Source organism: Mucilaginibacter sp. UYP27 (genome assembly GCF_040547175.1).
Taxonomy (GTDB): Bacteria; Bacteroidota; Bacteroidia; order Sphingobacteriales; family Sphingobacteriaceae; genus Mucilaginibacter.
Genome location: NZ_JBEPPE010000004.1, coordinates 66,321 through 90,685, shown reverse-complemented (window position 1 = coordinate 90,685; position 24,365 = coordinate 66,321). Strand labels below are relative to the sequence as shown.

Below are 24,365 nucleotides of genomic sequence, written 5' to 3'. Positions count from 1 at the left end.
GTTCCTGTATTAAGATGTGGCAATTGTTTTGAGTGTAATTGAGTACTATGAATTTTAACAACTTTACCATAAAAGCCCAGGAAGCTGTACAAAAGGCATCCGAAATTGCGACAGGCAACCAGCAGCAAGCTATCGAGCTCGCGCATCTGCTAAAAGGCCTGTTATTGGTTGACGAGAACGTTATTACCTATCTCCTAAAAAAAATGAACGTTAACCTAAACAGGCTAAACGAAACGCTTGATACGCAGATAAAGTCATTCCCAAAAGTTAGCGGGAGCGATGTTTATTTGTCATCAGCCGTAAATTCAGCATTACAAAAAGCAAATGGTTACCTAAAAGAATTTAAGGATGAATTTGTATCTGTAGAACATATATTGTTAGGCATACTAAGCGGTAGCGATAAAGCCTCAGGCGCTTTAAAAGATGCCGGTGTAAATGAAAAGGACCTTAAAAAAGCCATCACCAGTTTGCGCGGTGATAGCAAAGTCACCAACCAAAATGCCGAAGCAACCTACAACGCCTTAAACAAATACGCCCGCGACCTTAACGACTATGCCCAAAGCGGCAAGCTCGACCCGGTAATCGGTCGCGATGAAGAGATTCGTAGGGTAATTCAGATTTTGAGTCGCCGTACAAAGAACAACCCTATTTTGGTTGGTGAGCCTGGTGTAGGTAAAACTGCCATTGCCGAGGGTATTGCTTTCCGTATAATCAAGGGTGACGTGCCCGAAAGCCTGAAAACTAAAACCGTTTATTCGCTGGATATGGGGGCGCTGATAGCAGGTGCCAAATACAAGGGCGAGTTTGAGGAACGCCTTAAAGCGGTTATAAAAGAAGTTAGCCAGAGTGATGGCGAGATCATTTTGTTTATTGATGAGATCCATACCCTGGTTGGCGCAGGTGGTGGCGAAGGAGCCATGGATGCCGCCAATATCTTAAAACCGGCCCTTGCCCGTGGCGAATTACGTGCTATTGGCGCAACCACGCTAAACGAATACCAGAAATATGTTGAGAAAGATAAAGCGCTTGAACGACGTTTCCAAAAGGTAATGGTTGGCGAGCCGGATACTGCCGATGCCATCTCTATTTTGCGTGGGTTGAAGGAACGCTATGAGGCCCACCACAAAGTACGCATCAAGGATGAGGCTATTATCGCAGCCGTTGAAATGTCGCAGCGTTATATTTCTGATCGGTTTTTGCCTGACAAGGCAATAGATTTAATGGACGAGGCTGCATCTAAGCTACGTTTAGAAATGGATTCGGTACCTGAAGTGGTGGACGAATTGGAACGCCGCATTATGCAGCTGGAAATTGAACGTGAGGCCATCAAACGCGAAAAAGATGACCATAAGGTAAAAGAACTAAGCGAAGAGATAGCTAACCTATCTGCCGACCGTGATTCGTTACGTGCAAAATGGCAGGGCGAAAAAGATATTGTAGATGGCATCAATCAAAAGGTTGAACAGATAGAGAATTACAAACTGGAAGCCGAACAGGCCGAGCGCGCCGGAGATTACGGTAAAGTAGCTGAATTGCGCTATGGCACCATTGTAGACGCACAGCGCGAAGTTAATAAGCTAAAAGAAGCCTTAGCCGAAAACAAGGATGATAGCCGCATGCTGAAAGAGGAAGTTACTGCCGACGATATCGCGGGAGTGGTAAGCCGCTGGACGGGCATTCCTGTGAGTAAAATGATCCAGAGCGAACGTGAGAAGCTGCTCAGCCTGGAAGCTGAGTTGCACAAACGTGTAGCAGGGCAGGAGGAGGCTATCGAGGCCATAAGCGACGCTATCCGCCGCAGCCGTGCCGGGTTGCAGGATAAACGTAAGCCTATCGGGTCGTTTATATTTTTGGGTACAACAGGTGTGGGTAAAACCGAGCTTGCCAAAGCCCTTGCCGAATACCTCTTCAATGACGAAAATTCGTTGGTGCGGATAGATATGAGTGAATACCAGGAACGCCATTCTGTTTCAAGATTGATAGGTGCGCCTCCGGGTTATGTGGGTTATGATGAAGGCGGCCAGTTAACCGAAGCCGTGCGCCGCAAACCATATAGCGTGGTATTGCTGGATGAGATTGAGAAAGCACATCCGGATGTATTTAATATCCTGTTACAGGTGCTTGATGACGGGCACTTAACAGATAATAAAGGCCGAGTGGTGAACTTTAAGAACACCATTATCATCATGACCTCTAACATCGGGTCGAATATTATACAGGAGAATTTTTCTGAATTGGAAGATAATAACCGCGAGGAAATTATCGCCAAAACCAAAAATGAATTATTTACCCTCTTGCGTGCAACAATCCGTCCCGAGTTTTTGAACCGGATAGACGAGATAATTATGTTTACCCCGCTAAGCAGGGACGAGATAGGCGATATTGTGAAACTACAGTTCAGGCAAGTGCAGCAAACCCTGGCAGAAATGGGTGTTACCATTGATGCAACCGACGAGGCGTTAGACTGGCTGGCTCAACTGGGCTACGACCCTCAATTTGGTGCCCGTCCGTTAAAAAGGGTTATCCAAAAGAAAATACTGAACGAATTATCAAAACAGATACTGGCCGGGAAGGTGGACCGTGACAGCAAGATAAAGCTGGATATGTTTGATAACAACTTTGTGTTTATGAATGCGGGTGAGTGATTTGAAGAGTAGCGTGACGCATTTATACAATAAGGCTGCCTCAAGGCGGCCTTCGTTGGTAAAAGGCAATCGTTTTTTAGTTCGCAATTGTGTAATAACTTAATAATAAGTTAATAATATGTGTAAAACTAATTGAAACATATTATAGAGATTTGATCGTATAATTAAGTGTAAAGAAATATCAACTTAACTAAAAATCAAAACATGTCTCATTTTACAAAACTAAAATTACCAGTTATCGCATTATTTGCGGCGGGTTTATTGGCAGCGGGTTGCCAAAAAAACGAAAGCGTTAAAGCAGGTACAGCGCAATCAATTGAAGTTAAACCATCGTCATCTTTAAAAACAGAAGCGGTTTCGCTTACTCAAAGTTTTGAGGTTGGCACAACAAGCCCAAAAACAGCGTATGATGTATCGCCAACAGGTTCATCAAGTGGTGATAACGTTACCCTGTCTGGTAGCACATGGAACTTGTATGATGCACTAATTGGTAATTTAGCAGCCGATCAAAAAGCGGGGTCATGGTCGGCACGGGTCCGTAATACAGGTAAAATTACCATGCTATTTGACGTAGCTACCGGTATAAGTACCGTCACTTTTAAATGTGCAACTTACAGCGGAGACGCAGCAAGTACCATAGGTTTATTTTATTCTGTAAATGGTGGAAGTACCTGGACACAGTCTGGCGCTGCGGTTACCACAACATCAACGCTTACTTTAAAAACGTTCACTATCACCCAAACCGGGAATGTGCGATTAGAACTCCGTAAACTTAGCGGTGGCACAAACCGTATCAATATTGATGATATTACTGTAAACGATAACGCTGGTGGTGGCACTGGTGGCGGTACGGTGTTAACAGGTAAAAAGTTCCTGTTTGACGCCAGCCATCTTGAAAACGCCGGAAGCGCCGATTGGCAAATTGATGCTGATGGTACCGAAAATGTCCCAATGTACACTGGCGGCACAACAGTAGAAGCCAAGGCCCAACGTATCCCAACTCCATCATACACCGGCATAACTGCAAGCACTTCAGAAACTTATTGGAAGGGTGCCATGTCTGCATGGGCTGTTGAACTGGTTAAAAAAGGTGAATTGGTAGAAACCTTACCGGTTGGCACAGCGCTTACTTATGGTAACGCATCAAACCCCCAGGATCTGAGTAATTACGATGTATATGTGGTTATAGAGCCAAACCGTTTGTTCACAGCTACCGAGAAAACCGCCATTATGAATTTTGTTAGCAATGGTGGTGGCCTTGTTATGGTTGCCGACCATACCGCTGCAACCACAGCCGGTACCGATGCCAATGGCTATAACCCGTCAGACCTTGATGGCGATGGGTTTGATTCGCCACGTGTTTGGAATGATCTGATGACCAATAACGGCATTAACAACAGTAATCCGTTTGGCTTCACCATAAACTATGTTGACATCAGCGAAGGCCCTTCTACAAACGTTTATACAGGTGCCAACGCAAACGCGCAAAAAGTACTGAATGGTGCGGCAGGTACCGCTTCAAAACTGGCGTTCTACAATGGGTCAACGGCAACATTAACCCCTGCAAACAATGCCAATGTACAAGGTTTATTTTGGCGTAACAGCGCAACCAATGGTGGTAGCGCCAGTGTAATGGCTTTGCTTTCTACATATGGTAGCGGTAGGATATTCTTTATTGGCGACAGCTCGCCATCTGATGATGGTACCGGTGATACCGGCGATAACTTGTTTAACGGATGGTCGGGCGATTCACCATCAGGTTTTACCTCGCATCCGGCATTGCATTTAAATGCGGCGCTTTGGGCTGCTAAAGCGCAGTAGTTTATATACATACAAATCTCAAAACAGCGGTAGGTTATCTTACCGCTGTTTTTGTTTAGCCGCGTTGGTAAATTATGCAAACAACCTTTAACCTTAATGGTTATTCAGGTACAATCGTTATCACAACAACATAAACGCTACTACCATGAAAAATTTTGAAACCTTAGTGGATGCCACTAACGACCTTACCAAAAGAGGATATACAGCAAACTTAAGCCTTGAAGGCGATACCATAGACGATAAATCGCAGGATATACACATGACTGCCGATGATTTTGAGATAGACGAGTTTTACCGTTTCGAGGGGCAAAGTAACCCGTCAGATATGTCAATAGTTTACGGCATAAGTTCGGCAAAATATAATTTGAAGGGTATTGTAATAAATGCCTACGGGATGTACGCCGATGATAGTTCGTCTGCCATTGCTGCTAAATTACATCACCACCAGGTTAGCGATAACCTGAACGGCGCAGATAGACCTACGGAGTAGGTTTGCAGTAGGTAGTTTGCAGTAAACAGAACTGCAAACTGCCCACTTACAACTGCAAACTTTTTAAAATTTTCTTTCCTCTTGATTGTATTGCCGGGCCGCCATTGCGCATCATAAAGGCTACCTGGTTCGTAAGTTCCTCTTTTATCCAATCGTACCGATTGTGCAGGTTAAAAAGGGTATCTGCCGCGAAAACTTTTACTGCTACTTTTACTTTTGGGTCAATCAGCCAATCGAAGCATTTCTCAACCACGTCTTCCAGGTCTATTGCCGCTAATTTTTGTTGGATTATTATTGGCGCATTCGCCAGGGTTAAATGCATCATAATACGGGCGTAATGCCTTTTGCAACTTTGGTTGGTAACATCCGCCATGCGTTTTACAAAATATTCCAGGTTATCTATATAAAGTTCAGGCTGGGCAAGCATCATGGTATCCAATAACCACGCTGCGCGGAAACCAATCCGGATATTGGGGTGAAAAGTAAGGTCTACAAGTTCATTTAAATCAAAGTCCTGTGCGCGCAAGGTCATGGCAAGCCGCTCAATAAAGCCCTTTGTCGGGTCGTCTGTTAGTTCTTTTATAAATCGGGCAGTGTTGAGCATGATATTCGTCAATGATGTAAATTTATAAAAACCTGTTTAATAGTAATATATAACCTATTTCATATAATTCATACTTAGTTATTGTAAAACGCTACAACCATTTAGTGTTTATTTGTTTAACATAGTGTAATTATAATATTGTTTTTTATGTTTGATAAGTACGGTTGATCGTAATTTTTTTACACTCTCCGTACATCATATAAACCCTTCGGCAGCAAAAAACTATAAATTTGTCTACCGTTAATTAATCGTTATTACATGGTTAAATTCAATAGATTTATACTGGATAATGGCCTTCGCGTTATTGTTCATGAAGATAGTACTACCCCGATGGCCGTTCTCAATATTCTTTACGATGTTGGCGCGCGGGATGAAAACCCCGAACAAACCGGCTTCGCGCATTTGTTTGAGCATTTGATGTTCGGCGGATCGGTAAACATCCCCAATTATGATGGCCCGTTACAGCGTGTTGGCGGCGAAAATAACGCCTTCACCAGCAACGACATTACTAACTATTACATCACCCTGCCATCGGCCAATTTAGAGACCGCCTTTTGGCTGGAGAGCGACCGAATGCTGAGCCTTGCCTTTAGCGAGAAAAGCCTCGAGGTGCAGCGTAACGTGGTAATAGAGGAGTTTAAACAGCGCTACCTCAATCAGCCTTACGGTGATGTATGGTTAAAGCTTAGGCCAATGGTTTATAAAAGCCACCCGTACCAATGGGCAACTATAGGTAAAACCATCAAGCATATCGAGGACGCACGAATAGAAGATGTAAAAGCCTTCTTTAAAAAGCATTATAACCCGCAAAACGCCATTATGGTAGTTGGTGGCGATGTTAAGACCGGAGAGATAAAAGCTATGGCCGAAAAATGGTTTGGTCCGATCCCTGCCGGCGAAAGGTACGTACGCGACCTGCCTCAAGAACAGACGCAGCATGAAGAGCGCCGCGATACGCACACCGCGAAAGTGCCGCTTAACGATGTGTACATCGCCTTCCAGATGGCGGGGCGTTTGGATGAGAGTTATTATGCGGTCGAACTGATGTCTGATATCCTTTCGAGGGGTAATTCATCGCGCCTGCACCGTAGTTTGATAAAAGACAAACAGCTCTTTAGTGAGGTGCATGCCTACATAACAGGCAGCCTTGACAAAGGCATGTTTGTGTTGGAAGGTAAACCGTTGGAACACGTAAGTATTGAGCAAGCCGAGGCTGCGCTTTGGGCTGAGGTTGAACGCCTGAAGAATGATGAGGTGCCTGCTGATGAACTAACCAAAGTGAAGAACAAAACGGAAAGTACAATGGTGTTCTCGGAAATGTCGCTTTTAGACAAAGCCATGAACCTTGCCATGTATGAATTGATGGGCGATGCAGATGGCTTTAACCACGAATCTGCTAAGTTTTTGGCGGTGACGGCCGGGGAGATCAAAGCGCATGCAAACCAGATTTTCCGTAAAGAAAATTCATCTACGCTGGTGTACCTGGCGCAGGCCGTGAATGAGCCGGTACAACTGATTAACGAATAAAAGATCAATTGAATTGTTTGAACCATGTGGGATTCCGCATTGCGATGACTTAATGACCCGATAAATCAATGACTATACTCGACAGACAAACACCACCGCAATTTAACGGTGTTGAAAATATAAACCTGATCCGCCCCGAAGCTACCAAACTTAACAATGGTGCCAATATTTTCACCTTTAACTCGGGCGACCTTGACCTGGTGCGGATAGAATGGATCTTCCATAACATCCGTTTTAACCCGGCCAAGCCATTGCTTAACGTGGCTGTAAATACCATGCTTACCGAGGGGACAACTAAACTGACATCTACACAAATTGCTGATAAGATAGACTTTTACGGCGCTTTTTTGCAGGTAGATTTTAGTTACGACCATTCGCAGGTAACGTTATACACACTTACCAAGCATTTAAACGCTACGCTGCCTGTCATCAAAGAGATCCTTACAGATTCTATCTTCCCGGAGAAGGAGTTGGGTACATTTATCCGTAACCAGCAGCAAAAGCTACAGGTAAGCCTGCAAAAAAATGATGTTGTAGCCCGCCGTGAGTTTAATAAAGCGCTTTACGGCGAAACCATCTACGGCCTTGCCGCCCAGCCCGAAGATTTTCAATCCCTGAAAAGGGAGGATCTGGTGGAAGCTTTCATGGAAATGTACCAGCCGGGCAACTGTAATATTGTAATAGCCGGGAAAGCTGACCCTAACATTTTACAAGCCGTTACCGAAACTTTTGAAGGCCCTTGGGGCGCAACCTCAACACCTGCCGATATTACCCAGCCTGCGTTGGAACCATCTTCCGAGCGATTTATTTATAAGGAGAAAGCGGATGCTTTGCAATCCGCCATCCGCATAGGTACACCTTTTGTGAACCGTACCCACCCGGATTTTCCGGGGTTGCTGGTGCTTAATACTGTGCTTGGGGGGTACTTTGGCTCAAGGCTAATGGCTAACATCCGCGAGGATAAGGGTTATACCTACGGTATTGGGTCGGGAATGTCGTCATTTAAACAAACCGGCTCGTTATACATCGCGTCAGAGGTTGGTGCCGATGTTTGTAAAGCTGCCGTAGCTGAGATAGAAAAGGAGGTAAACCTGTTAAAAACAGAACTTATCCCCGAAGAAGAGTTATCGCTTGTGCGCAACTTTATGCTTGGTTCACTATTAGGGAGCCTCGAAAATGTGCTGTCGCATGCCGATAAATTTAAGAACTTATATTTTGCCGGCCTGGACTACGATTATTACGAACGCTACACCCAGACAGTAAAAAACATCACCGCCGAAGACCTGAAGGCTCTTGCGAATAAATACTTTAATTTTGAGAATTTTTATAAAGTGATAGTAGGGAAATATTAGAAAGATGTGGAGATGTGCGGATATATATATGTGCAGATGAAAAAAGATTTCGATATTTGAATTCATCAATGTAATGTCAAATGATCTGCATATCCGCACATATGCATATTTGCACATCAATTCCTTTCCAAATCCCATAATTTTTCATAGCTTTGCCCGGCAAATAATACCTCCAAATAATTATTTGCCATGCAGTTAGACCCATCCAAATTTGTCGCCGAAGGATTAACCTATGACGACGTACTATTACTCCCCGCATATTCAGAAGTATTACCGCGCGAAGTCAACACGAGCACCTTTTTAACCAAAAAGATCCGTTTGAACGTCCCGATCATTTCGGCCGCCATGGATACCGTAACCGAATCTGGTTTGGCTATTGCCATAGCCCAGGCAGGTGGTATTGGTATGCTGCACAAAAACATGACCATCCAACAACAGGCCGACGAAGTACGTAAAGTAAAACGATCTGAAAGTGGCATGATCCAAGAGCCTATTACTTTATTGCAAGATGCCTTGCTATCTGATGCGGTAAACATCATGCGCGAGTTCAGCATAGGTGGTATCCCGGTAATTGATGCTGACGGCAAACTTACGGGCATCATCACCAACCGCGACCTGCGTTTTCAGAAAGACCTAACCGTACCGGTTAGCGAGGTTATGACCAAAACAAACCTTATAGTAGCTCCTGAAGGTACAACTCTACAGGACGCAGGCGCGATACTGCAGGATAATAAGATCGAAAAACTACCCGTTGTAAATAAGAACGGTAAATTGGTAGGATTGATTACTTATAAAGACATCCAGAAAGTTAAAAACTTCCCTAACGCTTGTAAAGACGAGTTTGGCCGCCTGCGAGTGGGTGCAGCCGTTGGTGTAGCTGCAGATAATATTGACCGCGTTACTGCCCTTGTTAATGCCGGTGTTGATGTTATTACAGTTGACACCGCACACGGTCACTCAAAAGGTGTTATAGATATGGTAAAGGCCGTTAAAAAGCTCTACCCGGACTTGCAGGTTATTGCAGGTAACATCGCCACCGGCGATGCAGCTAAAGCCCTTGCCGAAGCAGGTGCCGATGCGGTTAAGGTTGGTATAGGCCCTGGTTCTATCTGCACCACCCGTATCATTGCAGGTGTGGGCGTTCCTCAACTGTATGCCGTTTACGAATGTGCCAAGGCGCTTGAAGGTACCGGCATCCCGGTTATTGCCGATGGCGGTATCAAACAAACCGGCGATATGGTGAAAGCTATAGCCGCGGGTGCAAGCTCAATTATGGCAGGTTCGTTGTTTGCAGGTGTGGAAGAATCACCGGGTGAAACCATTATATACGAAGGCCGTAAGTTTAAATCATACCGTGGTATGGGTTCTATAGAGGCGATGGCTAAGGGTTCAAAAGACCGCTACTTCCAGGACGAGACCGACGTGGTAACTAAACTCGTTCCCGAAGGTATTGTTGGCCGCGTACCATTTAAAGGCAACATGGCAGAGGTGATCTACCAATACATCGGTGGTTTACGCGCAGGTATGCATTACTGTGGTGCTGCCAATATCGAAGACCTGCAAAAAGCCAAGTTTGTACGTATCACCGCTGCCGGTATGCGCGAAAGCCACCCGCATGATATTACCATTACCAAAGAAGCTCCAAATTATACAAGGTAAGGTCTACGATAGAAATAAAAAAGGGGGATACAGTTTTGTATCCCCCTTTTTTATGCGGCAAAGTTTGAGGCTATTTACCCGCTGAACCTGTCATTTGTATTAATGGATTAGCAGTTAATATTCTGATAGCCTGCTCGTAAGTAAATCCTTCTTTTAATTTCGGTTATTTTTACATGCTCTTCGCTTGGGTAAGATTGCGTTAGATCCACATTATAAAAATTAAAGAACGTAATGCCATCGGCACGCTTGCCGGCATGCTCAATGATGTCAATCAATTTTGCGTTAGCTGGTATTTTCTTAAAATATACTTTAAACGAAAGTTTATCTCCCATTTTGGCAATAATGGTTTTCGCTTCGGGTTCTATGGCAATACCTTCAGCTTTTACAAATTCGTAATGTTTATTGCTTACATCTGTTTGAATATAAGTTTCCTTATTTAAAACAACCCATGCGTTATTGTTTTGAGCATAATGTTCAAAGCTAACTATGGTGTACTGTTTATCAGTTTCAATTTTGCTGATAACGGTTGAAGGGCTGTCCCTGTTTTCTATGCGGGGATTAACAATATTTTGGGCGAAAGAATAAAGACAAGCTATAAGCAGGGTTGCCGTTAGTAATGAGGTTCTTTTCATGTAGGTGTCTGGTTTGAATGGTTTAGATAAACTTACAACAGTAATATTACCATTTAAATAGATGTATCTGTTAAATTAATGGATAATTATGCAGATCAGGTTTAGCACTATATATTTGCCGCCATGAAAGCTATCTGCGTATTCTGTGGTGCCAATTTTAATGGCGACCCTGCACTTAAACAAGCGGTTGAATTACTGGCCGATGTTATGGTAAGTAAAAATATCCAGCTGGTATACGGTGGCGGTAATGTTGGCGTAATGGGTTTATTGGCCGATGCCGTATTAGGCAGGGGCGGAGAGGTTATAGGCGTTATCCCCCGGTTTTTGATGGATAAAGAAGTTGGCCACTCCGGAATCACCAAACTGCACATTGTTGATAACATGCACCAGCGCAAGCAAATGATGAACGACCTTTGCGACGGTATCATCATGCTGCCCGGCGGTTTTGGTACGCTTGAAGAATTTTTTGAAGTGCTTACCTGGTTGCAATTGGGCTTGCATAATCACCCGGTGGGGATCTTAAATACAGGTGGCTTTTACGATGCCCTGTTAACGCAAATGGATGTAATGGTACAACAACGCTACCTAAAACCTGCTAATCGTGAACTGGTATTAACCTGTGCCGACCCGATAGAACTGGTTGACCTGATGGAAAAGATAGACATAAAACCCGATGAGGTTTGGTTTAGGGACAGGAATTTGACGTAGTTAACACTTCCATAACGAAATTGAAACGGTTTGTTTCATTTCAAAATAATTATGGTCGCCGCAATAAACGCATGATGATCCATCCCATAAGGTAAAATGCCCGGTAGCGTCGTTCCAACCTGTTACATCAAATTTTATAATGCCCGATACATTCTTAATTGTGCTTAAATCATATTCACCATTTTTTTTGGTTAGTACGACAGACGGTTTGCTATACTTATGCCGAAGGAAGGTGTTGAACTCCGCAACACGGATTGCATAGTTTAATTTGTCTTCACCCTTAAAAGTAAGCATGCCTGATGGGTTTTCCGGGATATCGAACAGCTTACCCATATTTGCATAATTAAAAGCCCTGCTCATTCTAATAACGCAGGTATTGCTAAACGACGGAGAATGAGATGATATTTCGCCTTTGATCAGGTCCCTAACTTGTGCAGACGAGTAGTTACTCCCCGGGTAGTTAGAGTTTAAACTTTGAAAAGTAGGTAATAGCATTATTTGATATTTAAGATGTGGTTTTTAAGGGAATCACTATAGGCGAATTCTACGTTCGGTTCGGTTCGCCCCCAATGTACACCCTGGCTATAAAGCTGTTTATCCTGTGTATTTGTTTTCAGGAAAATGATTAGGGTCTTATCAACAAATTCTTTGTAGTCGCCTTCTTCTAAAAAAGCTTCGTATTTTATTTCGGATAATTTAGCTGCCTGCCCTTTATATGCCTCAAGCATTTGAGCGGTTATGATGTAAATTTCCTGTTGTTTAACGGTACTGATTACCTTTATTTTGGCAACAAGATCCGAATTGCTGTAAAGGCTTTTTACCAACGGTGCAGAGAATTTTGTGGTGTCTTTAACCGTGGCTACGGTGTCCCGGCTCACTATGATCGCCTTTTTTTCGGGGCTTTTGCAGGCAGCAAAAAATAGTATTGAAGCGATAAGTATTGATGGTATCCGCATGGCTAAGATTTGTTAATTAACGCTATAGTTAATAAAATGTTTTAAATTAACTATAGGTTATTGCTATGCTTGCATAATAAATTACAACAGGTGTAGGGTATTTCTAATTTATTTTCCTAAAATTACATAACCTATAATAGATACGTATGGATCTGGAATTCAATAAAAATGAGGATGTTAACAAACAGCTTGTTTACGAATTTAATACAAAGCTCAAAAAAATATTCATGGGTGGTGGCGAAAAAGCCGCTGCCAAACAAAAGGAAAAAGGCAAAATGCTTGCCCGAGAGCGTGTGGCCTACCTCATAGATGATGATAAGCCCTGGCTGGAAGTAGGCGCTTTCACAGCCGATGGCATGTATGCCGAGCATGGCGGCTGCCCAAGTGGCGGTGTGGTTTGCGGCATAGGCTATGTTAGCGGCAGGCAGTGTGTTATTGTAGCTAATGATGCAACTGTTAAAGCCGGCGCCTGGTTCCCGATAACCGCCAAGAAGAACCTGCGCGCGCAAGAGATAGCCATGGAAAACCGGTTGCCTATTATTTACCTGGTAGATTCGGCAGGGGTGTATTTGCCCTTGCAAGATGAGATCTTCCCGGATAAAGAGCACTTTGGACGCATCTTTCGCAACAACGCGCAAATGAGCAGCATGGGTATCATCCAGATAGCGGCCATCATGGGGTCGTGTGTGGCGGGTGGTGCCTATTTGCCTATCATGAGCGATGAAGCCATGATCGTAGAGGGTACAGGCTCGGTTTTCCTTGCGGGATCATACCTGGTTAAATCCGCCATAGGCGAAGATGTAGACAACGAAACACTTGGGGGAGCAACCACGCAATGTGAGATCTCGGGCGTAACAGACTATAAGCACCCTAACGATAAAGCTTGCCTGGATTCTATCCGCAACATTATGAACAAGGTGGGTGATTATAATAAGGCAGGTTTCGACCGCATCAAACCATCGGAACCAAAATTAAACGAGAAAGATATTTACGGCATCCTGCCCGAAACCCGCGATAAAGCCTATGATATGAACGAGATCATCAAACGTTTGATAGATGATTCGGAATTTGAGGAGTATAAAGCAGGGTATGGCCAATCCATTATTTGCGGCCTTGCCCGTATTGATGGCTGGGCGGTTGGCATTGTGGCTAACCAGCGCAAGGTTATCAAATCAAAAAAAGGCGAGATGCAGTTTGGGGGCGTTATTTATTCCGATTCGGCAGATAAGGCAACCCGCTTTATCATGAACTGCAACCAAAAAAAGATCCCCCTGGTTTTCTTACAGGATGTTACCGGCTTTATGGTAGGCAGCCGTAGCGAGCATGGTGGCATTATAAAAGATGGTGCCAAAATGGTGAATGCTGTAGCAAACTCTGTGGTGCCAAAGTTTACCATCGTGATAGGTAACTCTTACGGCGCAGGCAACTACGCCATGTGCGGCAAGGCTTATGATCCAAGGCTGATCTACGCATGGCCATCGGCTAAAATAGCCGTAATGGGCGGCGCGCAGGCAGCTAAGGTGTTGGTACAAATGCAGGCGGCAGGCCTAAAAGCAAAAGGTGAAGAGGTAGATGAAGCCAAAGAAGCCGAACTGCTTAAACAAACCACCGACAGATACAATACCCAAACCACGCCATACTATGCTGCCGCAAGGCTTTGGGTAGATGGTATTATCGACCCGCTTGAAACCCGTAAGGTGATATCCATGGGGATAGAAGCAGCCAACCACGCGCCGATAGAAAAAGCTTTTAATGTAGGGATAATACAAACGTAGAAGAAGACAGGGAAGCGATACTTCGTGTCTCTTTTAAAATGGTAGGGAATGTCACTTCACGCGTGTTTATTAGATGCTGTTTAAAATAAAAAAACGTCATTGCTGGAACGAAGCAATCCCCAACTTGCAGAGGGACTATTTGCTTTGGCCTCAAAGTAGAGAAATGCTTCGTTCCAGCAATGGCGTTGAGAGATGTACCTTTTTATTAAACGCTTAGCCGGGCGGGGTCGGTTTATTATTTAAACTTATCCGTTATAAGCTCGAGTCAAACTCAATGATCCATTCAATACCATATTTGTCTCTAAACATTCCGGCATAGGTGCCCCATGGCGTATCGCCAATGTCCCCTTCAACCTCTCCGCCCGCCGATAATCCGTTAAATACTTTGTCGGTTTCTTCACGGCTTTCGGTGCTTACAAATATTTTAGACCTGTTTTCATTTTCGTTTACCCGCCCCATAACTTCCGGAACGTCATTGGCTATTAATAAATTGTGCTTGCCGATAGGTAAGCTAATGTGCATTATTTTATTTGCTTCGTTTTCTGCAACCTGAAATTCAGGACCAGACAGATCCTTGAAGCGAATGATCTTTGTGAACTCGCCGCCAAAAACTGATTTGTAAAAATTGAATGCTTCTTCGGCGTTGCCATTGAAGTTGATCCATGGATTAATTGTTCTCATAATTTTATTTTAAGTTTAATTTTTTCTGCTCAAGCCAATCAGCATTCCCGTTGTTAATGTAATTGACAATTTTCTTGTTACAATTTCGGCGATAAAGTGGCTAACAGATTATCCAAATTGTTCATTGTCATCTCAAATCCTTTTGTGAAGCCCATTTCAATCATCTTCTTCATGCGGGCAAGGGATTCATTAAAAATGGTGATACTTACTTTTGTTTTGCAATTTTCTTCGCTGAATTTGTAATCCCATTCAGAACCCGGCAGTTCCGGGTTTTCGTCTTTGTCTGCAAAAGAATTATACATTTTAAAATTTGTTTTAGGAGTAATTGATGTATATTTCTGAATTGCCCACCGCTCTTGTCCGTCGGGGCTTATCATCGCATAAAACCTTTGCCCTCCAACTTTAAAATCCATATACTTAGTTTCGGCACGCATTGGTGCAGGCGCTGCCCATTGGTCCAGTAGTTCCGGCTTAGTAAAAGCATCCCATACCAAAGATAGTCCGGCGTTAAATTCCCTGGTTATAAATGCCGTTTTCGCTGCTTTGTCAACAGTGAAATCAAATAGTAGGTCGTTGTTCATTATTTCTGTTCTTTAAGTGTTGATAATACTTCATCGAGTTGGTTAAATTGAACTTCCAGGTTTTGCCTGAATTGGGCTAACCAATTGTCAAACTCCTGCATTTTTTTTGCGTTGAAGTGATAATAAATTTCCCTCCCAGCCTGCTCAGGTTTAATCAATTGGCATTCGTGTAATACTTTAATATGTTTCGATACTGCTTGCCGGCTCATGTCAAATTTTTCTGCCATAGCATTTGGTGTTAACGCTTGCATAGCAATTAAAGCTAAAATAGCTCTGCGAGTTGGGTCGGCTATTGCCTGAAATATGTCTTGTTTCATTTTACAAATGTTCAAATAAGCAACCTGTAGGTTGCAAATATATGTGCAACTTTCGGGTTGCGCAAATTTATTTTAAAATATTTTTTGGGGAGGGAAGGATCGGAATCTTAAAGGGCGGGCGTCCTACCGAAGGAAAAAATCAATGTAGTGTACAATCCATCCAAGATGCGCAACAATGTGAAAACATTTAAGGGAAATTACCTACCTTCATTACAATGAAAAAGCTGCTCCTGCCATTTCTGCTGATATCTACCTTATCCGCATCGGCACAAAATGTTAAACAGATTCATCAACGGGCTATTTTGGTAGATACGCATAACGACGCGCTTTCTAATCAACTTATTACCGGGGTTGATCTGGGCAAGTTGCAAACCACAGGCAATTTTGATATCCCACGCGCTAAACAAGGTGGGTTGGATGTGCAGGTGTTCTCCGTTTGGTGTGGCGACCAATATGGAAACGGCACGGCCTATGCTTTCGCTAACCGCGAGATAGATTCGTTATACGCGCTTATTAAACGATATCCAACTAAAATAAAATTGGTACGCACTGCTACCGATTTGCAAAAAACCGTAGCACAAAAAAAGCTTGCAGCCATGATAGGGGTAGAGGGCGGCCACATGATAGAGGACAGGCTGGATTATATAGACAGCCTGCATAAACGAGGCATGGTTTACTTAACACTTACCTGGAACAACAGCACCAGTTGGGCAACATCCGCCCGGGATGAAACCCTGCATGCGGATAGTTTAAAACATAAAGGCCTAACTGATCTTGGCAAACAGTTAGTACAGCACCTTAATAAATTAGGGGTGATGATAGACCTGTCTCACCCCGGCGAGCAAACCTTTACCGATGTAATGGCCCTGACCACAAAGCCGGTCATCGCGTCGCATAGCTGCGCTTACGCTTTAGACCCGCACCGCCGCAACCTTAAAGATTATCAATTGAAAGCCATAGCCAAAAATGGCGGTGTGGTTTTCCTTAACTTTTATAGCGGCTTTGTAGATAGCGCGTATAATACCCCGCACGATGCCTACCTCATCAGGCATAAAACAGAAATGGATTCGTTGATAAAGGTCTATAATGATTATGACCTTGCCAGCATCCGCCTTAATGTGATCAATAAGGCCGAAGCCGACCAATTGCGCCCGCCGCTAAGTATGCTTGTCAAACATATCGATTATATGGTGAAGCTGATAGGTGCCGACCATGTGGGGATAGGATCTGACTTTGACGGCGCGGAATCATACCCGTTAGGTTTAGACAGCGTTTTAGACTATCCAAAAATAACAGCAGAGTTATTGAAGCTACACTACAGCGAAAAAGATATCGACAAGATCCTGGGCGGTAATTTTATAAGGGTGCTAAAAGCCAATGCGGGGAAATGATAGATTTTATACGGTAATATCTCGTTTGTGACAACGGCGTTAACCTGCGTAATGTTGGTAAATAGTCATTAACGTATGGCAGTATGTTGACTATTGCCTATTGGCACATTCAGGTATAAATATTAAATTCGCATCTCATTAAAGATACAAATGTCACAAGATATTGAACACGTAAAATGCCTTATTATAGGTTCGGGCCCGGCGGGATATACCGCAGCCATTTATGCTTCACGTGCCGACCTTCACCCTGTAATGTACACAGGCATGCTTGCCGGCGGGCAGCTTACCCAAACTACCGATGTTGAGAATTTTCCGGGTTACCCGGATGGCATCATGGGTCCCGAAATGATGGAAGATTTCCGTAAACAGGCCGAACGCCTGGGTACCGATATTCGTTTCGGTTACGTAAGTTCAGTTGATTTTAGCTCGTTACCGCACAAGGTTACGGTGGACGAAAGCAAAACCATCCTGGCCGATACTGTTATTATTTCTACAGGTGCATCTGCAAAATGGTTGGGTTTAGATTCGGAGCAGAAATACAGTGGCTTTGGCGTTTCTGCCTGTGCCGTTTGCGATGGCTTTTTCTTTAAAGGGCAGGATGTTGCCATTGTTGGTGCCGGTGATACCGCTGCTGAAGAAGCAACCTACCTGGCTAAACTGGCCCGTAAAGTTTACATGATAGTTCGCCGCGACGAGTTCCGTGCTTCAAAAGCAATGGTTCACCGTGTGCTGAATACCCCCAATATCGAGATCTTATACAACACCGACACCATTGAAATTTTAGGCGACGGACAAAGCGTAAACGCGGTTAAGGTTTGCAATAACGTTACTAATGAAGACAGAATATTGGATGTTACCGGTTTCTTCGTAGCCATTGGCCACAAACCAAATACCGATATATTCCGCGGCACTATCCATATGGATGAAACCGGCTATATCTTAACCCACCCGGGTTCAACCGAAACCAATGTAGAAGGTGTATTTTGCTGTGGCGATGCGCAAGATCATATTTATCGCCAGGCCGTTACCGCGGCAGGTACAGGTTGTATGGCCGCCATTGATGCTGAGCGTTACCTTGCTGCAAAAGAGCACGTTGTAACAGCTTAACGCGTAGAGACGCGATAATTCGTTTCCGATATTGTACAAATTAAAATATTTTAAGAAGCCGTATTCCTAATAAGAATACGGCTTCTTTGTTTCTGTTAGTGTAATATTTGAGTGATTATAGTGCATTTTTTTTAAATAATGCTAAATTACGGGCTCATTATTTACCTGTATTTGTTTTACTATGAATAAAAAGATCTCTGTAACGCTGCTTACTCTTTTGATGGCCGCATCGGTTATTGTTAAAGCCCAGGACACCGACCCATACGCCGGTATAATCCCCGCCCCGGTATCCGTTAAGAAGACACCGGGCGAGTTTATTTTAAGCCAGGAAACCGTTATACAAGCCGATAGCCCGAGTAATAAAGCGGTGCAATTCTTTTCATCGTTTTTGGCCAACAGCATGGCTTACAACAAGCAGGTTGGTTTACGCAATGCACGCGTTAGCACTACATCCATATATTTAACATCAACCAATACCGAAGGCTTGCCTGCCGAAGGTTACCGGTTAACCATCACCCCGCAGCAAATTACCGTTGCCGGTAAAGGCGCGGGCTTATTTTACGGCATCCAAACCCTGATCCAGTTAATGCCGCTTGAAAGGGCTGCCACCGCGAAATTGCCTGCCATAACTATCGAGGATTATCCAAGGTTTGGTTACCGCGGTATGATGCTGGATGTTTGCCGCCACTTTTTTTCTGTAGAGTTTGTGAAAAGGTATATCGACCTGATGGCTACTTACAAGCTGAATACCTTCCACTGGCATTTAACTGACGACCAGGGATGGCGCATCGAAATCAAAAAATATCCTAAATTAACCACTGTGGGCAGTCGCCGTGCGCAAAGCGTTATCGGTAACTTTAAAGATCGCACCCCGCTGCAATACGATGGCGTGCCCGTTAGCGGTTTCTACACGCAAGACCAAATCCGCGACGTGATCAAGTATGCATCGGAGAGGTACATTACTATAGTCCCCGAAATTGAAATGCCGGGCCATGCATTGGCTGCCTTAACCGCATACCCGGAATTAAGCTGCGACCCAAGTCAATCCTACGCCCTGGCCGAAAAATGGGGGGTATTCAACAATATCTTTTGCCCTACAGAAAAAACATTTGGCTTTTTGCAGGATGTTTTAACCGAGGTAATAGATTTATTCCCAAGTAAATACATCCACATTGGGGGCGACGAAGCTCCGAAAGATATATGGAAGAAAAATAAATTTTGCCAGGAGCTTATTAAACGCCTGAAACTGAAGGACGAGCATGGCTTGCAAAGCTACTTTATACAACGGATGGAGAAATTTGTGAACAGCAAAGGCCGCAGTATTATTGGCTGGGACGAGATTTTAGAAGGAGGCCTTGCACCAAACGCAACCGTAATGAGTTGGAGGGGCGAAGAAGGCGGCATAGAAGCAGCCAAACAACACCACGATGTTATAATGACGCCAAGCAGCCAGGCGCTCTATTTTGACCACGCGCAGGGTAAAATAAACCAGGAACCTGTTGGCATTGGCGGCAGTGCGCCTATCCAAAAAACGTATGCATACAACCCAACCCCGGCAGCTTTAACGCCTGATGAGCAGAAATACATTAAAGGCGTACAAGCCAACCTTTGGACGGAATACATCACCACCGAAACCAAGGTAGAATATATGATATTGCCGCGTATGCTGGCCTTATCTGAAGTGGCATGGACGCCCACAGCCAATAAAAACTACAAAGATTTTTCGGAGACCCGCATGCCAAGTCATTTAGCTCGGTTAGATAGAAACGGTTTCAACTATCGCGTGCCGCCTGCAATTGGCGGTGCCGATACGGTGATGATAGGATCTACCATGACGGTTAACTTAAAATCGCCGGTAAAGGGGGCTAAGGTTTATTACACCATTGACGGCTACACCCCGCGTGAAACAGAATTATTATACACCGGCCCAATGACCTATCCCGTGCCCCTTGACGAATACCGCGACCTTAAAACCATTGTGATAACCCCATCCGGCAAACGCAGTAATATTACAGCGGCAAAAGTGTTTAACAAAGCACCTTTGGCGGCAGTAGCATATACCGGGAACACACCGGGCTTAAAATACCAGGCATCAGCAGGAACATATATAAACACTACGCAGATAAATTCCGCGGCAGTGATTGATACCGGAGTGGCAAAAAGCTTTAGCACCGCACTAAGCGCGTTTAAGAAAGCGTTCAATAAATATGGGGTAGTATTTAACGGCTATTTAAAGGCCGATGTTGATGGTAACTATGGTTTCTCAACAGCATCATCAAACGGTTCGGTGTTGCTGATAGATGATGTGCCAATTGTAGATAACGACGGCCGTACCGGCCTTGTTGAGCAGCAGGGCGTTATTCCGTTAAAGCAAGGTTACCACAAGATCACCATCAAATATGTTGATGCAAACTCATCGGCAAGCGGCCTGCGGGTTTACATGACTATACCGGGTAAGCCAAAAGGAGAGGTGTCGCCGGATATGATGTTTAATTAATCGCTATATTCACGAATGAATTTTAGAAACTATTTATTCATTTCAGCAACCTGTCTATCTATAGCAGGCTGCGGCAGCGGGGATAAAAAACCTGCGGTAAATAACAATGTGGTTGCTAAACCTACTGTTATGGCGCCGTTTCGTTTTCATAAGGCGGTAGAAGTATCGCCGGGCCAAACCTATGATGTGGTTAGCTGGGGCAGGGGTTCGACGCAGGTAGGCTCGTATGCCATTTTGCATTCAGATTCTGCCAGGATGAAGTACACCACCACCACCGGCGATCTTGACGGCGCCATAAGCGATGTGTTTAATGCTGATATGGATGTTGACGGTAACCCCGAGATACTAATTCAATCGAAAGGAAAGGATACGGTTAACTATGCCAAGGTTTACGCTTTTGAGTTTAATAACAACAATGCCAATAGTCTCGATTTCCCGAAGCTCACCAGGTCTCAGCGGAAGGGTTACCGCGGTAACGATAACTTTTATATCAAAGATGGCAAGTTGATCCGCGAGTTTCCTATTTATGACAGCAACGATTCTACCGCTAAACCAACCGGAGCAAAACGCCAGTTGGAATACGGCCTTCGCAGCAACAACTTCACCGTTACACAACTAAGTAAAGATTCGACCGATACAAAAGCAGATGTAAAACAAGCGGAGCCAGAAAAGAAGCAAACTGTAAGTAAAACTAAAAAGCGCAGGCAAACCGAAACAAAAAAGAAACGCCGCAGGCGCAGATAATATAAACGTTAAAAGGTGGTTTAGCTAATTACTAAACCACCTTTTTTATTTTAACCCACATGATATTAGAGGAATTTTTATACCGACTAAAACTGGAATACCACACGTTGGATAAGGTTGATAAGGAAAACTATTACCAGCGCATCTCCAGCTTGTTTGTAGTGCTGGAGCTGGACGGCGACAACCTGAACCAGGAACACGACTTGGGTTTAGACAAAATCCTTGATAAAATGAACGATATTAACGAAGAAGACCTGCAACAAAATATGTCGCAAGAAGAGTTGGCCGGCTTGATCAAAAAAATTAAGACAGGTCTATCGCTCCTGATAACTCAGATTGAGGAGTAGCTAAGCCAACCATTTCCATCATATCCTTAGCATTGTAAATGGCGTGGGTCTCTATATCGTTATTAAAATAAAACCAACTTTCTTTAATACTATCGTTTGCTTTTACCACGTCAATAACGCGCTGCAAATATTTTTTTGAATACAGAGAGTGATATAATTGCTCCATGCCATGAAAACGGTAATATACAACAGGTGTATTTTGTATAACATCATCCGGCAGCAGGGGATGGCTCATGCCGCAAAAAGTTATATTGTGGTCGGTCAGTTTTTTGTAAATATCCTCGCGCCACCAACTGGCATGCCTTGGCTCCAGTACGTTTTTAAAAGCAGGGTTAAGGGCCTTAAGTATCTTGCCCATCTTTTCATCAGTATAATTATAATTAGGAGGCATCTGGAACAGTACCGGGCCAAGTTTATCCCGCAAACCATCATTTATAGTGTCGTAAAAGCTGGTGAGCATTTGTGTTGTATCGTTAAACTTTTTAAAATGGGTAATTGCCCTTGGTGCTTTTACGGCAAACCTAAAATTAGTGGGGCTCTTATCATGCCAGGTTTGTAAAAATGACAGCTGCGGAAAGCGGTAAAAGGTAACATTCAGCTCCAGCGTGCAAAAATGCTTGCAATAATGATCAAACCATTTAGTCATGGCGAGTTTTTCTGGGTAGAAGGTACCGCGCCAATGTTTATAATGAAATCCAGAGCAACCGATATGCCAATCCATATCAATATAAAAATTGGGGGGTGCTTTTGTTTGAGCTAATATAAAAACTACCTTAGCAATTTGCTAAGGTAGTTTTATGAAAAGAGTATTCCTACAACCCGTCAAAAACATAAGGTTCTTTTACCAGCGGCTTGCGTGGCATCATATCTTTTTCGATGCTGGTTTGGTAAACAAACGATGCCACAATAATAGCTGCTTGCTTTAGGTCTTCAATTTGAAGGTGGTCGTAATTATCCTGGTTACTATGGTGGGTTTTAGTTTCGTAATCTATCGGGTCCTGGATGAACTGGAAGCCGGGGATGCCTGCCCAATTGAATGATAGGTGATCTGTAGAACCTGTGTTTTTATCGGTAACGGTTTTAGCGCCAAGGTCTGCAAATGGTACAAACCATTTTTCAAATATGGGATGAATGGCAGTGTTTCCCTGGGTATAGATCCCGCGGATCTTACCGGTGCCGTTATCAAGGTTGTAGTAAGCCGATACTTTCGATTGCTCAGGCTTTAACTTGTAATCCGTACCCATAAAATGGTTTTTGACGTAATTGAAGGAGCCGTAAATGCCTTGCTCTTCGCCATCCCACAAAGCAATGCGAATAGTGCGTTTTGGTTTAAGGCCAAGCGAATCTATCAACCTAACTACTTCCATCATTACAATACAACCCGCGGCGTTATCCGTTGCGCCGGTAGCAGACTGCCAAGAATCGAGGTGGCCGCCGAGCATCACCAACTGCGATTTTAATTTAGGGTCGCTACCCGGAATTTCTCCAACTACGTTATAACCTTTAATGTCATCGGTGTATGTTTTTGATTGGATGTTTACCGCAAGTTCTACCGGATGGCCGCTTTGGATCAGGCGTTTAATTTTATGTCCATCCTCATAAGCCATGCTTAGTTGGGCAATAGCGGCAGGCGCGTTTAGCTTATGCTCGGCAAAGCCTTGTACAAATACAGTACCGTTGTTGTTATTTGCCGATGCGCTGATAAGGCCTAAAGCACCGGAGTTTTTCATCAATACATCAACCCGGGTAATTATTTTAGAGTATCCGGCGTACATCGCCATTTGCTCACGGGTAACCATATAGGTATCCTTCATGTTTGCCAGTTCTTCGTCTGTTAAGCGTTGGGCCAGGGGTTTGAAATTTACGTCTTTTTTTTGGCCACCACCGCCGGCGATCAGGATGAATTTGCCTTTTAAATCGTTTGCATGTTGCGCGATGTAAATGGTATCCATCGCCTGCGCAGGGGTTATGATGGTAACCTGACCTTGCTGTATGCCGTTTGTGGCTGCGCTCCATGGGTTTGGGTAGGCCATAACGGGTTGTACATAAGGCACTTTCATGATAATACTGAAATCCTGCAGATCCCACTGTTTACCAAAGTCGCCCCACGGTTCCATTTTGGCGTTGGTAAGTCCCCATTTGGTCATGGTTTCTACCGCCCAGGTGGCGGCACGTTTATAACCCGGCGAAGCTGTAAGCCTCGGGCCGGCCACGTCGGTTAGGTAATGTGCAATTTTAGGGATCTGCGAACTGCTCATTTCGGCACGGCGGATGCGGTTAAAAACAGCGGTATCCGGCGATTGTGCAAATGCCGAAACGCCACCAAGCAATCCCGCGGCTAATAACAGTTTTAAGGTTAAGTGTTTCATTGTTAGTGGTTAAAGTTAAGTTTTGTTAAAGCTACTGCAATGTTATTATAAGCGCAAGTTTTCTTGCTGCAATTGTGGGGATGCGGACGATAGATGAGAATTGAGCTGCGAAGTATCGCGTCTCTACGGTAAAATTATGTAGAGGCGCGATGCTTCACGTCT

General features: G+C 44.0%; 22 protein-coding genes. 13 read left to right on the top strand and 9 right to left on the bottom strand.

What is annotated here, in order from left to right; all coding sequences use genetic code 11:
* Window positions 1-47 precede the first annotated feature (47 nt).
* From clpB to ABIB39_RS14570, 3 genes are all read left to right on the top strand, one after another.
* On the top strand, window positions 48-2,645 hold the full coding sequence (gene clpB, locus ABIB39_RS14580; RefSeq protein ID WP_354430896.1) for an ATP-dependent chaperone ClpB: 2,598 nt from the start codon (window positions 48-50) through the stop codon (window positions 2,643-2,645).
* 204 nt (window positions 2,646-2,849) lie between these two features.
* On the top strand, window positions 2,850-4,466 hold the full coding sequence (locus ABIB39_RS14575) for a hypothetical protein (RefSeq protein ID WP_354430895.1): 1,617 nt from the start codon (window positions 2,850-2,852) through the stop codon (window positions 4,464-4,466).
* Window positions 4,467-4,611: 145 nt separating this feature from the next.
* On the top strand, window positions 4,612-4,956 hold the full coding sequence (locus tag ABIB39_RS14570; protein WP_354430894.1) for a phosphoribosylpyrophosphate synthetase: 345 nt from the start codon (window positions 4,612-4,614) through the stop codon (window positions 4,954-4,956).
* A gap of 46 nt (window positions 4,957-5,002) precedes the next feature.
* Here the strand turns inward: ABIB39_RS14570 and ABIB39_RS14565 are convergent, their stop codons facing one another.
* Complete coding sequence (locus ABIB39_RS14565) at window positions 5,003-5,560, bottom strand: HEAT-like fold family protein (RefSeq protein WP_354430893.1); 558 nt, start codon at window positions 5,558-5,560, stop codon at window positions 5,003-5,005.
* Between the two features lie 258 nt (window positions 5,561-5,818).
* Between ABIB39_RS14565 and ABIB39_RS14560 the strand changes: the two genes are divergently transcribed.
* The 3 genes from ABIB39_RS14560 to guaB all read left to right on the top strand — a co-directional run bounded on the left by ABIB39_RS14560 (window position 5,819) and on the right by guaB (window position 10,098).
* On the top strand, window positions 5,819-7,087 hold the full coding sequence (locus ABIB39_RS14560) for a M16 family metallopeptidase (protein ID WP_354430892.1): 1,269 nt from the start codon (window positions 5,819-5,821) through the stop codon (window positions 7,085-7,087).
* A 68-nt stretch (window positions 7,088-7,155) separates the two neighbouring features.
* Window positions 7,156-8,439 carry a M16 family metallopeptidase gene (locus tag ABIB39_RS14555; RefSeq protein WP_354430891.1) on the top strand — a complete coding sequence of 428 codons (1,284 nt, stop codon included), beginning with the start codon at window positions 7,156-7,158 and terminating at the stop codon, window positions 8,437-8,439.
* Between the two features lie 189 nt (window positions 8,440-8,628).
* Complete coding sequence (gene guaB, locus ABIB39_RS14550; RefSeq protein ID WP_354430890.1) at window positions 8,629-10,098, top strand: IMP dehydrogenase; 1,470 nt, start codon at window positions 8,629-8,631, stop codon at window positions 10,096-10,098.
* A gap of 107 nt (window positions 10,099-10,205) precedes the next feature.
* Here guaB and ABIB39_RS14545 read toward each other — a convergent pair whose 3' ends face one another.
* Window positions 10,206-10,730 carry a hypothetical protein gene (locus tag ABIB39_RS14545; RefSeq protein WP_354430889.1) on the bottom strand — a complete coding sequence of 175 codons (525 nt, stop codon included), beginning with the start codon at window positions 10,728-10,730 and terminating at the stop codon, window positions 10,206-10,208.
* 123 nt (window positions 10,731-10,853) lie between these two features.
* Here ABIB39_RS14545 and ABIB39_RS14540 point away from each other — a divergent pair, with 123 nt between their 5' ends.
* The gene (locus ABIB39_RS14540) at window positions 10,854-11,438 is read left to right on the top strand and encodes an LOG family protein (protein WP_354430888.1); all 585 of its coding nucleotides are present in this window, start codon (window positions 10,854-10,856) and stop codon (window positions 11,436-11,438) included.
* On the opposite strand, the gene ABIB39_RS14535 is transcribed toward ABIB39_RS14540, so the two are convergent.
* A complete protein-coding gene (locus ABIB39_RS14535; RefSeq protein ID WP_354430887.1) occupies window positions 11,439-11,933 on the bottom strand; it encodes a T6SS effector amidase Tae4 family protein in 495 nt (164 codons plus the stop codon). It lies immediately after the preceding gene.
* On the bottom strand, window positions 11,933-12,394 hold the full coding sequence (locus tag ABIB39_RS14530; protein WP_354430886.1) for a hypothetical protein: 462 nt from the start codon (window positions 12,392-12,394) through the stop codon (window positions 11,933-11,935). Before ABIB39_RS14530 ends, ABIB39_RS14535 begins: the two co-directional genes overlap by 1 nt.
* A gap of 146 nt (window positions 12,395-12,540) precedes the next feature.
* Here ABIB39_RS14530 and ABIB39_RS14525 point away from each other — a divergent pair, with 146 nt between their 5' ends.
* On the top strand, window positions 12,541-14,169 hold the full coding sequence (locus ABIB39_RS14525) for an acyl-CoA carboxylase subunit beta (RefSeq protein ID WP_354430885.1): 1,629 nt from the start codon (window positions 12,541-12,543) through the stop codon (window positions 14,167-14,169).
* A 252-nt stretch (window positions 14,170-14,421) separates the two neighbouring features.
* Here ABIB39_RS14525 and ABIB39_RS14520 read toward each other — a convergent pair whose 3' ends face one another.
* The 3 genes from ABIB39_RS14520 to ABIB39_RS14510 all read right to left on the bottom strand — a co-directional run bounded on the left by ABIB39_RS14520 (window position 14,422) and on the right by ABIB39_RS14510 (window position 15,748).
* A complete protein-coding gene (locus ABIB39_RS14520) occupies window positions 14,422-14,850 on the bottom strand; it encodes a VOC family protein (RefSeq protein WP_354430884.1) in 429 nt (142 codons plus the stop codon).
* Between the two features lie 77 nt (window positions 14,851-14,927).
* Window positions 14,928-15,431 carry an SRPBCC family protein gene (locus tag ABIB39_RS14515; RefSeq protein WP_354430883.1) on the bottom strand — a complete coding sequence of 168 codons (504 nt, stop codon included), beginning with the start codon at window positions 15,429-15,431 and terminating at the stop codon, window positions 14,928-14,930.
* On the bottom strand, window positions 15,431-15,748 hold the full coding sequence (locus ABIB39_RS14510; protein WP_354430882.1) for an ArsR/SmtB family transcription factor: 318 nt from the start codon (window positions 15,746-15,748) through the stop codon (window positions 15,431-15,433). Before ABIB39_RS14510 ends, ABIB39_RS14515 begins: the two co-directional genes overlap by 1 nt.
* Window positions 15,749-15,963: 215 nt before the next feature.
* Here ABIB39_RS14510 and ABIB39_RS14505 point away from each other — a divergent pair, with 215 nt between their 5' ends.
* From ABIB39_RS14505 to ABIB39_RS14485, 5 genes are all read left to right on the top strand, one after another.
* The gene (locus ABIB39_RS14505) at window positions 15,964-17,139 is read left to right on the top strand and encodes a dipeptidase (RefSeq protein ID WP_354430881.1); all 1,176 of its coding nucleotides are present in this window, start codon (window positions 15,964-15,966) and stop codon (window positions 17,137-17,139) included.
* Window positions 17,140-17,289: 150 nt separating this feature from the next.
* Complete coding sequence (gene trxB / locus ABIB39_RS14500) at window positions 17,290-18,246, top strand: thioredoxin-disulfide reductase (RefSeq protein WP_354430880.1); 957 nt, start codon at window positions 17,290-17,292, stop codon at window positions 18,244-18,246.
* A 181-nt stretch (window positions 18,247-18,427) separates the two neighbouring features.
* Entirely contained in the window at window positions 18,428-20,743 is a 2,316-nt protein-coding gene (locus tag ABIB39_RS14495; protein ID WP_354430879.1) for a family 20 glycosylhydrolase, read from the top strand.
* A 15-nt stretch (window positions 20,744-20,758) separates the two neighbouring features.
* Window positions 20,759-21,487 (top strand): hypothetical protein, encoded by a 729-nt coding sequence (locus tag ABIB39_RS14490; protein ID WP_354430878.1) that lies wholly within the window; start codon window positions 20,759-20,761, stop codon window positions 21,485-21,487.
* A gap of 59 nt (window positions 21,488-21,546) precedes the next feature.
* A complete protein-coding gene (locus tag ABIB39_RS14485; RefSeq protein WP_354430877.1) occupies window positions 21,547-21,834 on the top strand; it encodes a hypothetical protein in 288 nt (95 codons plus the stop codon).
* On the opposite strand, the gene ABIB39_RS14480 is transcribed toward ABIB39_RS14485, so the two are convergent.
* Together ABIB39_RS14480 and ABIB39_RS14475 are read right to left on the bottom strand one after the other, a co-directional pair.
* Window positions 21,791-22,555 (bottom strand): DUF72 domain-containing protein, encoded by a 765-nt coding sequence (locus ABIB39_RS14480; protein ID WP_354430876.1) that lies wholly within the window; start codon window positions 22,553-22,555, stop codon window positions 21,791-21,793. The two genes, ABIB39_RS14485 and ABIB39_RS14480, sit on opposite strands and share 44 nt — an antisense overlap.
* Before the next feature lie 91 nt (window positions 22,556-22,646).
* Window positions 22,647-24,203 (bottom strand): M28 family peptidase, encoded by a 1,557-nt coding sequence (locus ABIB39_RS14475; RefSeq protein ID WP_354430875.1) that lies wholly within the window; start codon window positions 24,201-24,203, stop codon window positions 22,647-22,649.
* Between the last annotated feature and the right edge of the window lie 162 nt (window positions 24,204-24,365).

Bases quoted from the DNA above. Each gene is read 5' to 3' on its own strand.
- ABIB39_RS14495 (WP_354430879.1), top strand. From the start codon at position 18,428: ATGAATAAAAAGATCTCTGTAACGCTGCTTACTCTTTTGATGGCCGCA.
- ABIB39_RS14570 (WP_354430894.1), top strand. From the start codon at position 4,612: ATGAAAAATTTTGAAACCTTAGTGGATGCCACTAACGACCTTACCAAA.
- ABIB39_RS14530 (WP_354430886.1), bottom strand. From the start codon at position 12,394: ATGCGGATACCATCAATACTTATCGCTTCAATACTATTTTTTGCTGCC.
- ABIB39_RS14490 (WP_354430878.1), top strand. From the start codon at position 20,759: ATGAATTTTAGAAACTATTTATTCATTTCAGCAACCTGTCTATCTATA.
- ABIB39_RS14515 (WP_354430883.1), bottom strand. From the start codon at position 15,431: ATGAACAACGACCTACTATTTGATTTCACTGTTGACAAAGCAGCGAAA.
- ABIB39_RS14555 (WP_354430891.1), top strand. From the start codon at position 7,156: ATGACTATACTCGACAGACAAACACCACCGCAATTTAACGGTGTTGAA.
- ABIB39_RS14560 (WP_354430892.1), top strand. From the start codon at position 5,819: ATGGTTAAATTCAATAGATTTATACTGGATAATGGCCTTCGCGTTATT.
- ABIB39_RS14475 (WP_354430875.1), bottom strand. From the start codon at position 24,203: ATGAAACACTTAACCTTAAAACTGTTATTAGCCGCGGGATTGCTTGGT.
- ABIB39_RS14540 (WP_354430888.1), top strand. From the start codon at position 10,854: ATGAAAGCTATCTGCGTATTCTGTGGTGCCAATTTTAATGGCGACCCT.
- trxB (WP_354430880.1), top strand. From the start codon at position 17,290: ATGTCACAAGATATTGAACACGTAAAATGCCTTATTATAGGTTCGGGC.
- ABIB39_RS14505 (WP_354430881.1), top strand. From the start codon at position 15,964: ATGAAAAAGCTGCTCCTGCCATTTCTGCTGATATCTACCTTATCCGCA.
- ABIB39_RS14545 (WP_354430889.1), bottom strand. From the start codon at position 10,730: ATGAAAAGAACCTCATTACTAACGGCAACCCTGCTTATAGCTTGTCTT.
- ABIB39_RS14575 (WP_354430895.1), top strand. From the start codon at position 2,850: ATGTCTCATTTTACAAAACTAAAATTACCAGTTATCGCATTATTTGCG.
- ABIB39_RS14485 (WP_354430877.1), top strand. From the start codon at position 21,547: ATGATATTAGAGGAATTTTTATACCGACTAAAACTGGAATACCACACG.
- ABIB39_RS14565 (WP_354430893.1), bottom strand. From the start codon at position 5,560: ATGCTCAACACTGCCCGATTTATAAAAGAACTAACAGACGACCCGACA.
- ABIB39_RS14480 (WP_354430876.1), bottom strand. From the start codon at position 22,555: ATGGATTGGCATATCGGTTGCTCTGGATTTCATTATAAACATTGGCGC.
- ABIB39_RS14510 (WP_354430882.1), bottom strand. From the start codon at position 15,748: ATGAAACAAGACATATTTCAGGCAATAGCCGACCCAACTCGCAGAGCT.
- guaB (WP_354430890.1), top strand. From the start codon at position 8,629: ATGCAGTTAGACCCATCCAAATTTGTCGCCGAAGGATTAACCTATGAC.
- ABIB39_RS14535 (WP_354430887.1), bottom strand. From the start codon at position 11,933: ATGCTATTACCTACTTTTCAAAGTTTAAACTCTAACTACCCGGGGAGT.
- clpB (WP_354430896.1), top strand. From the start codon at position 48: ATGAATTTTAACAACTTTACCATAAAAGCCCAGGAAGCTGTACAAAAG.
- ABIB39_RS14520 (WP_354430884.1), bottom strand. From the start codon at position 14,850: ATGAGAACAATTAATCCATGGATCAACTTCAATGGCAACGCCGAAGAA.
- ABIB39_RS14525 (WP_354430885.1), top strand. From the start codon at position 12,541: ATGGATCTGGAATTCAATAAAAATGAGGATGTTAACAAACAGCTTGTT.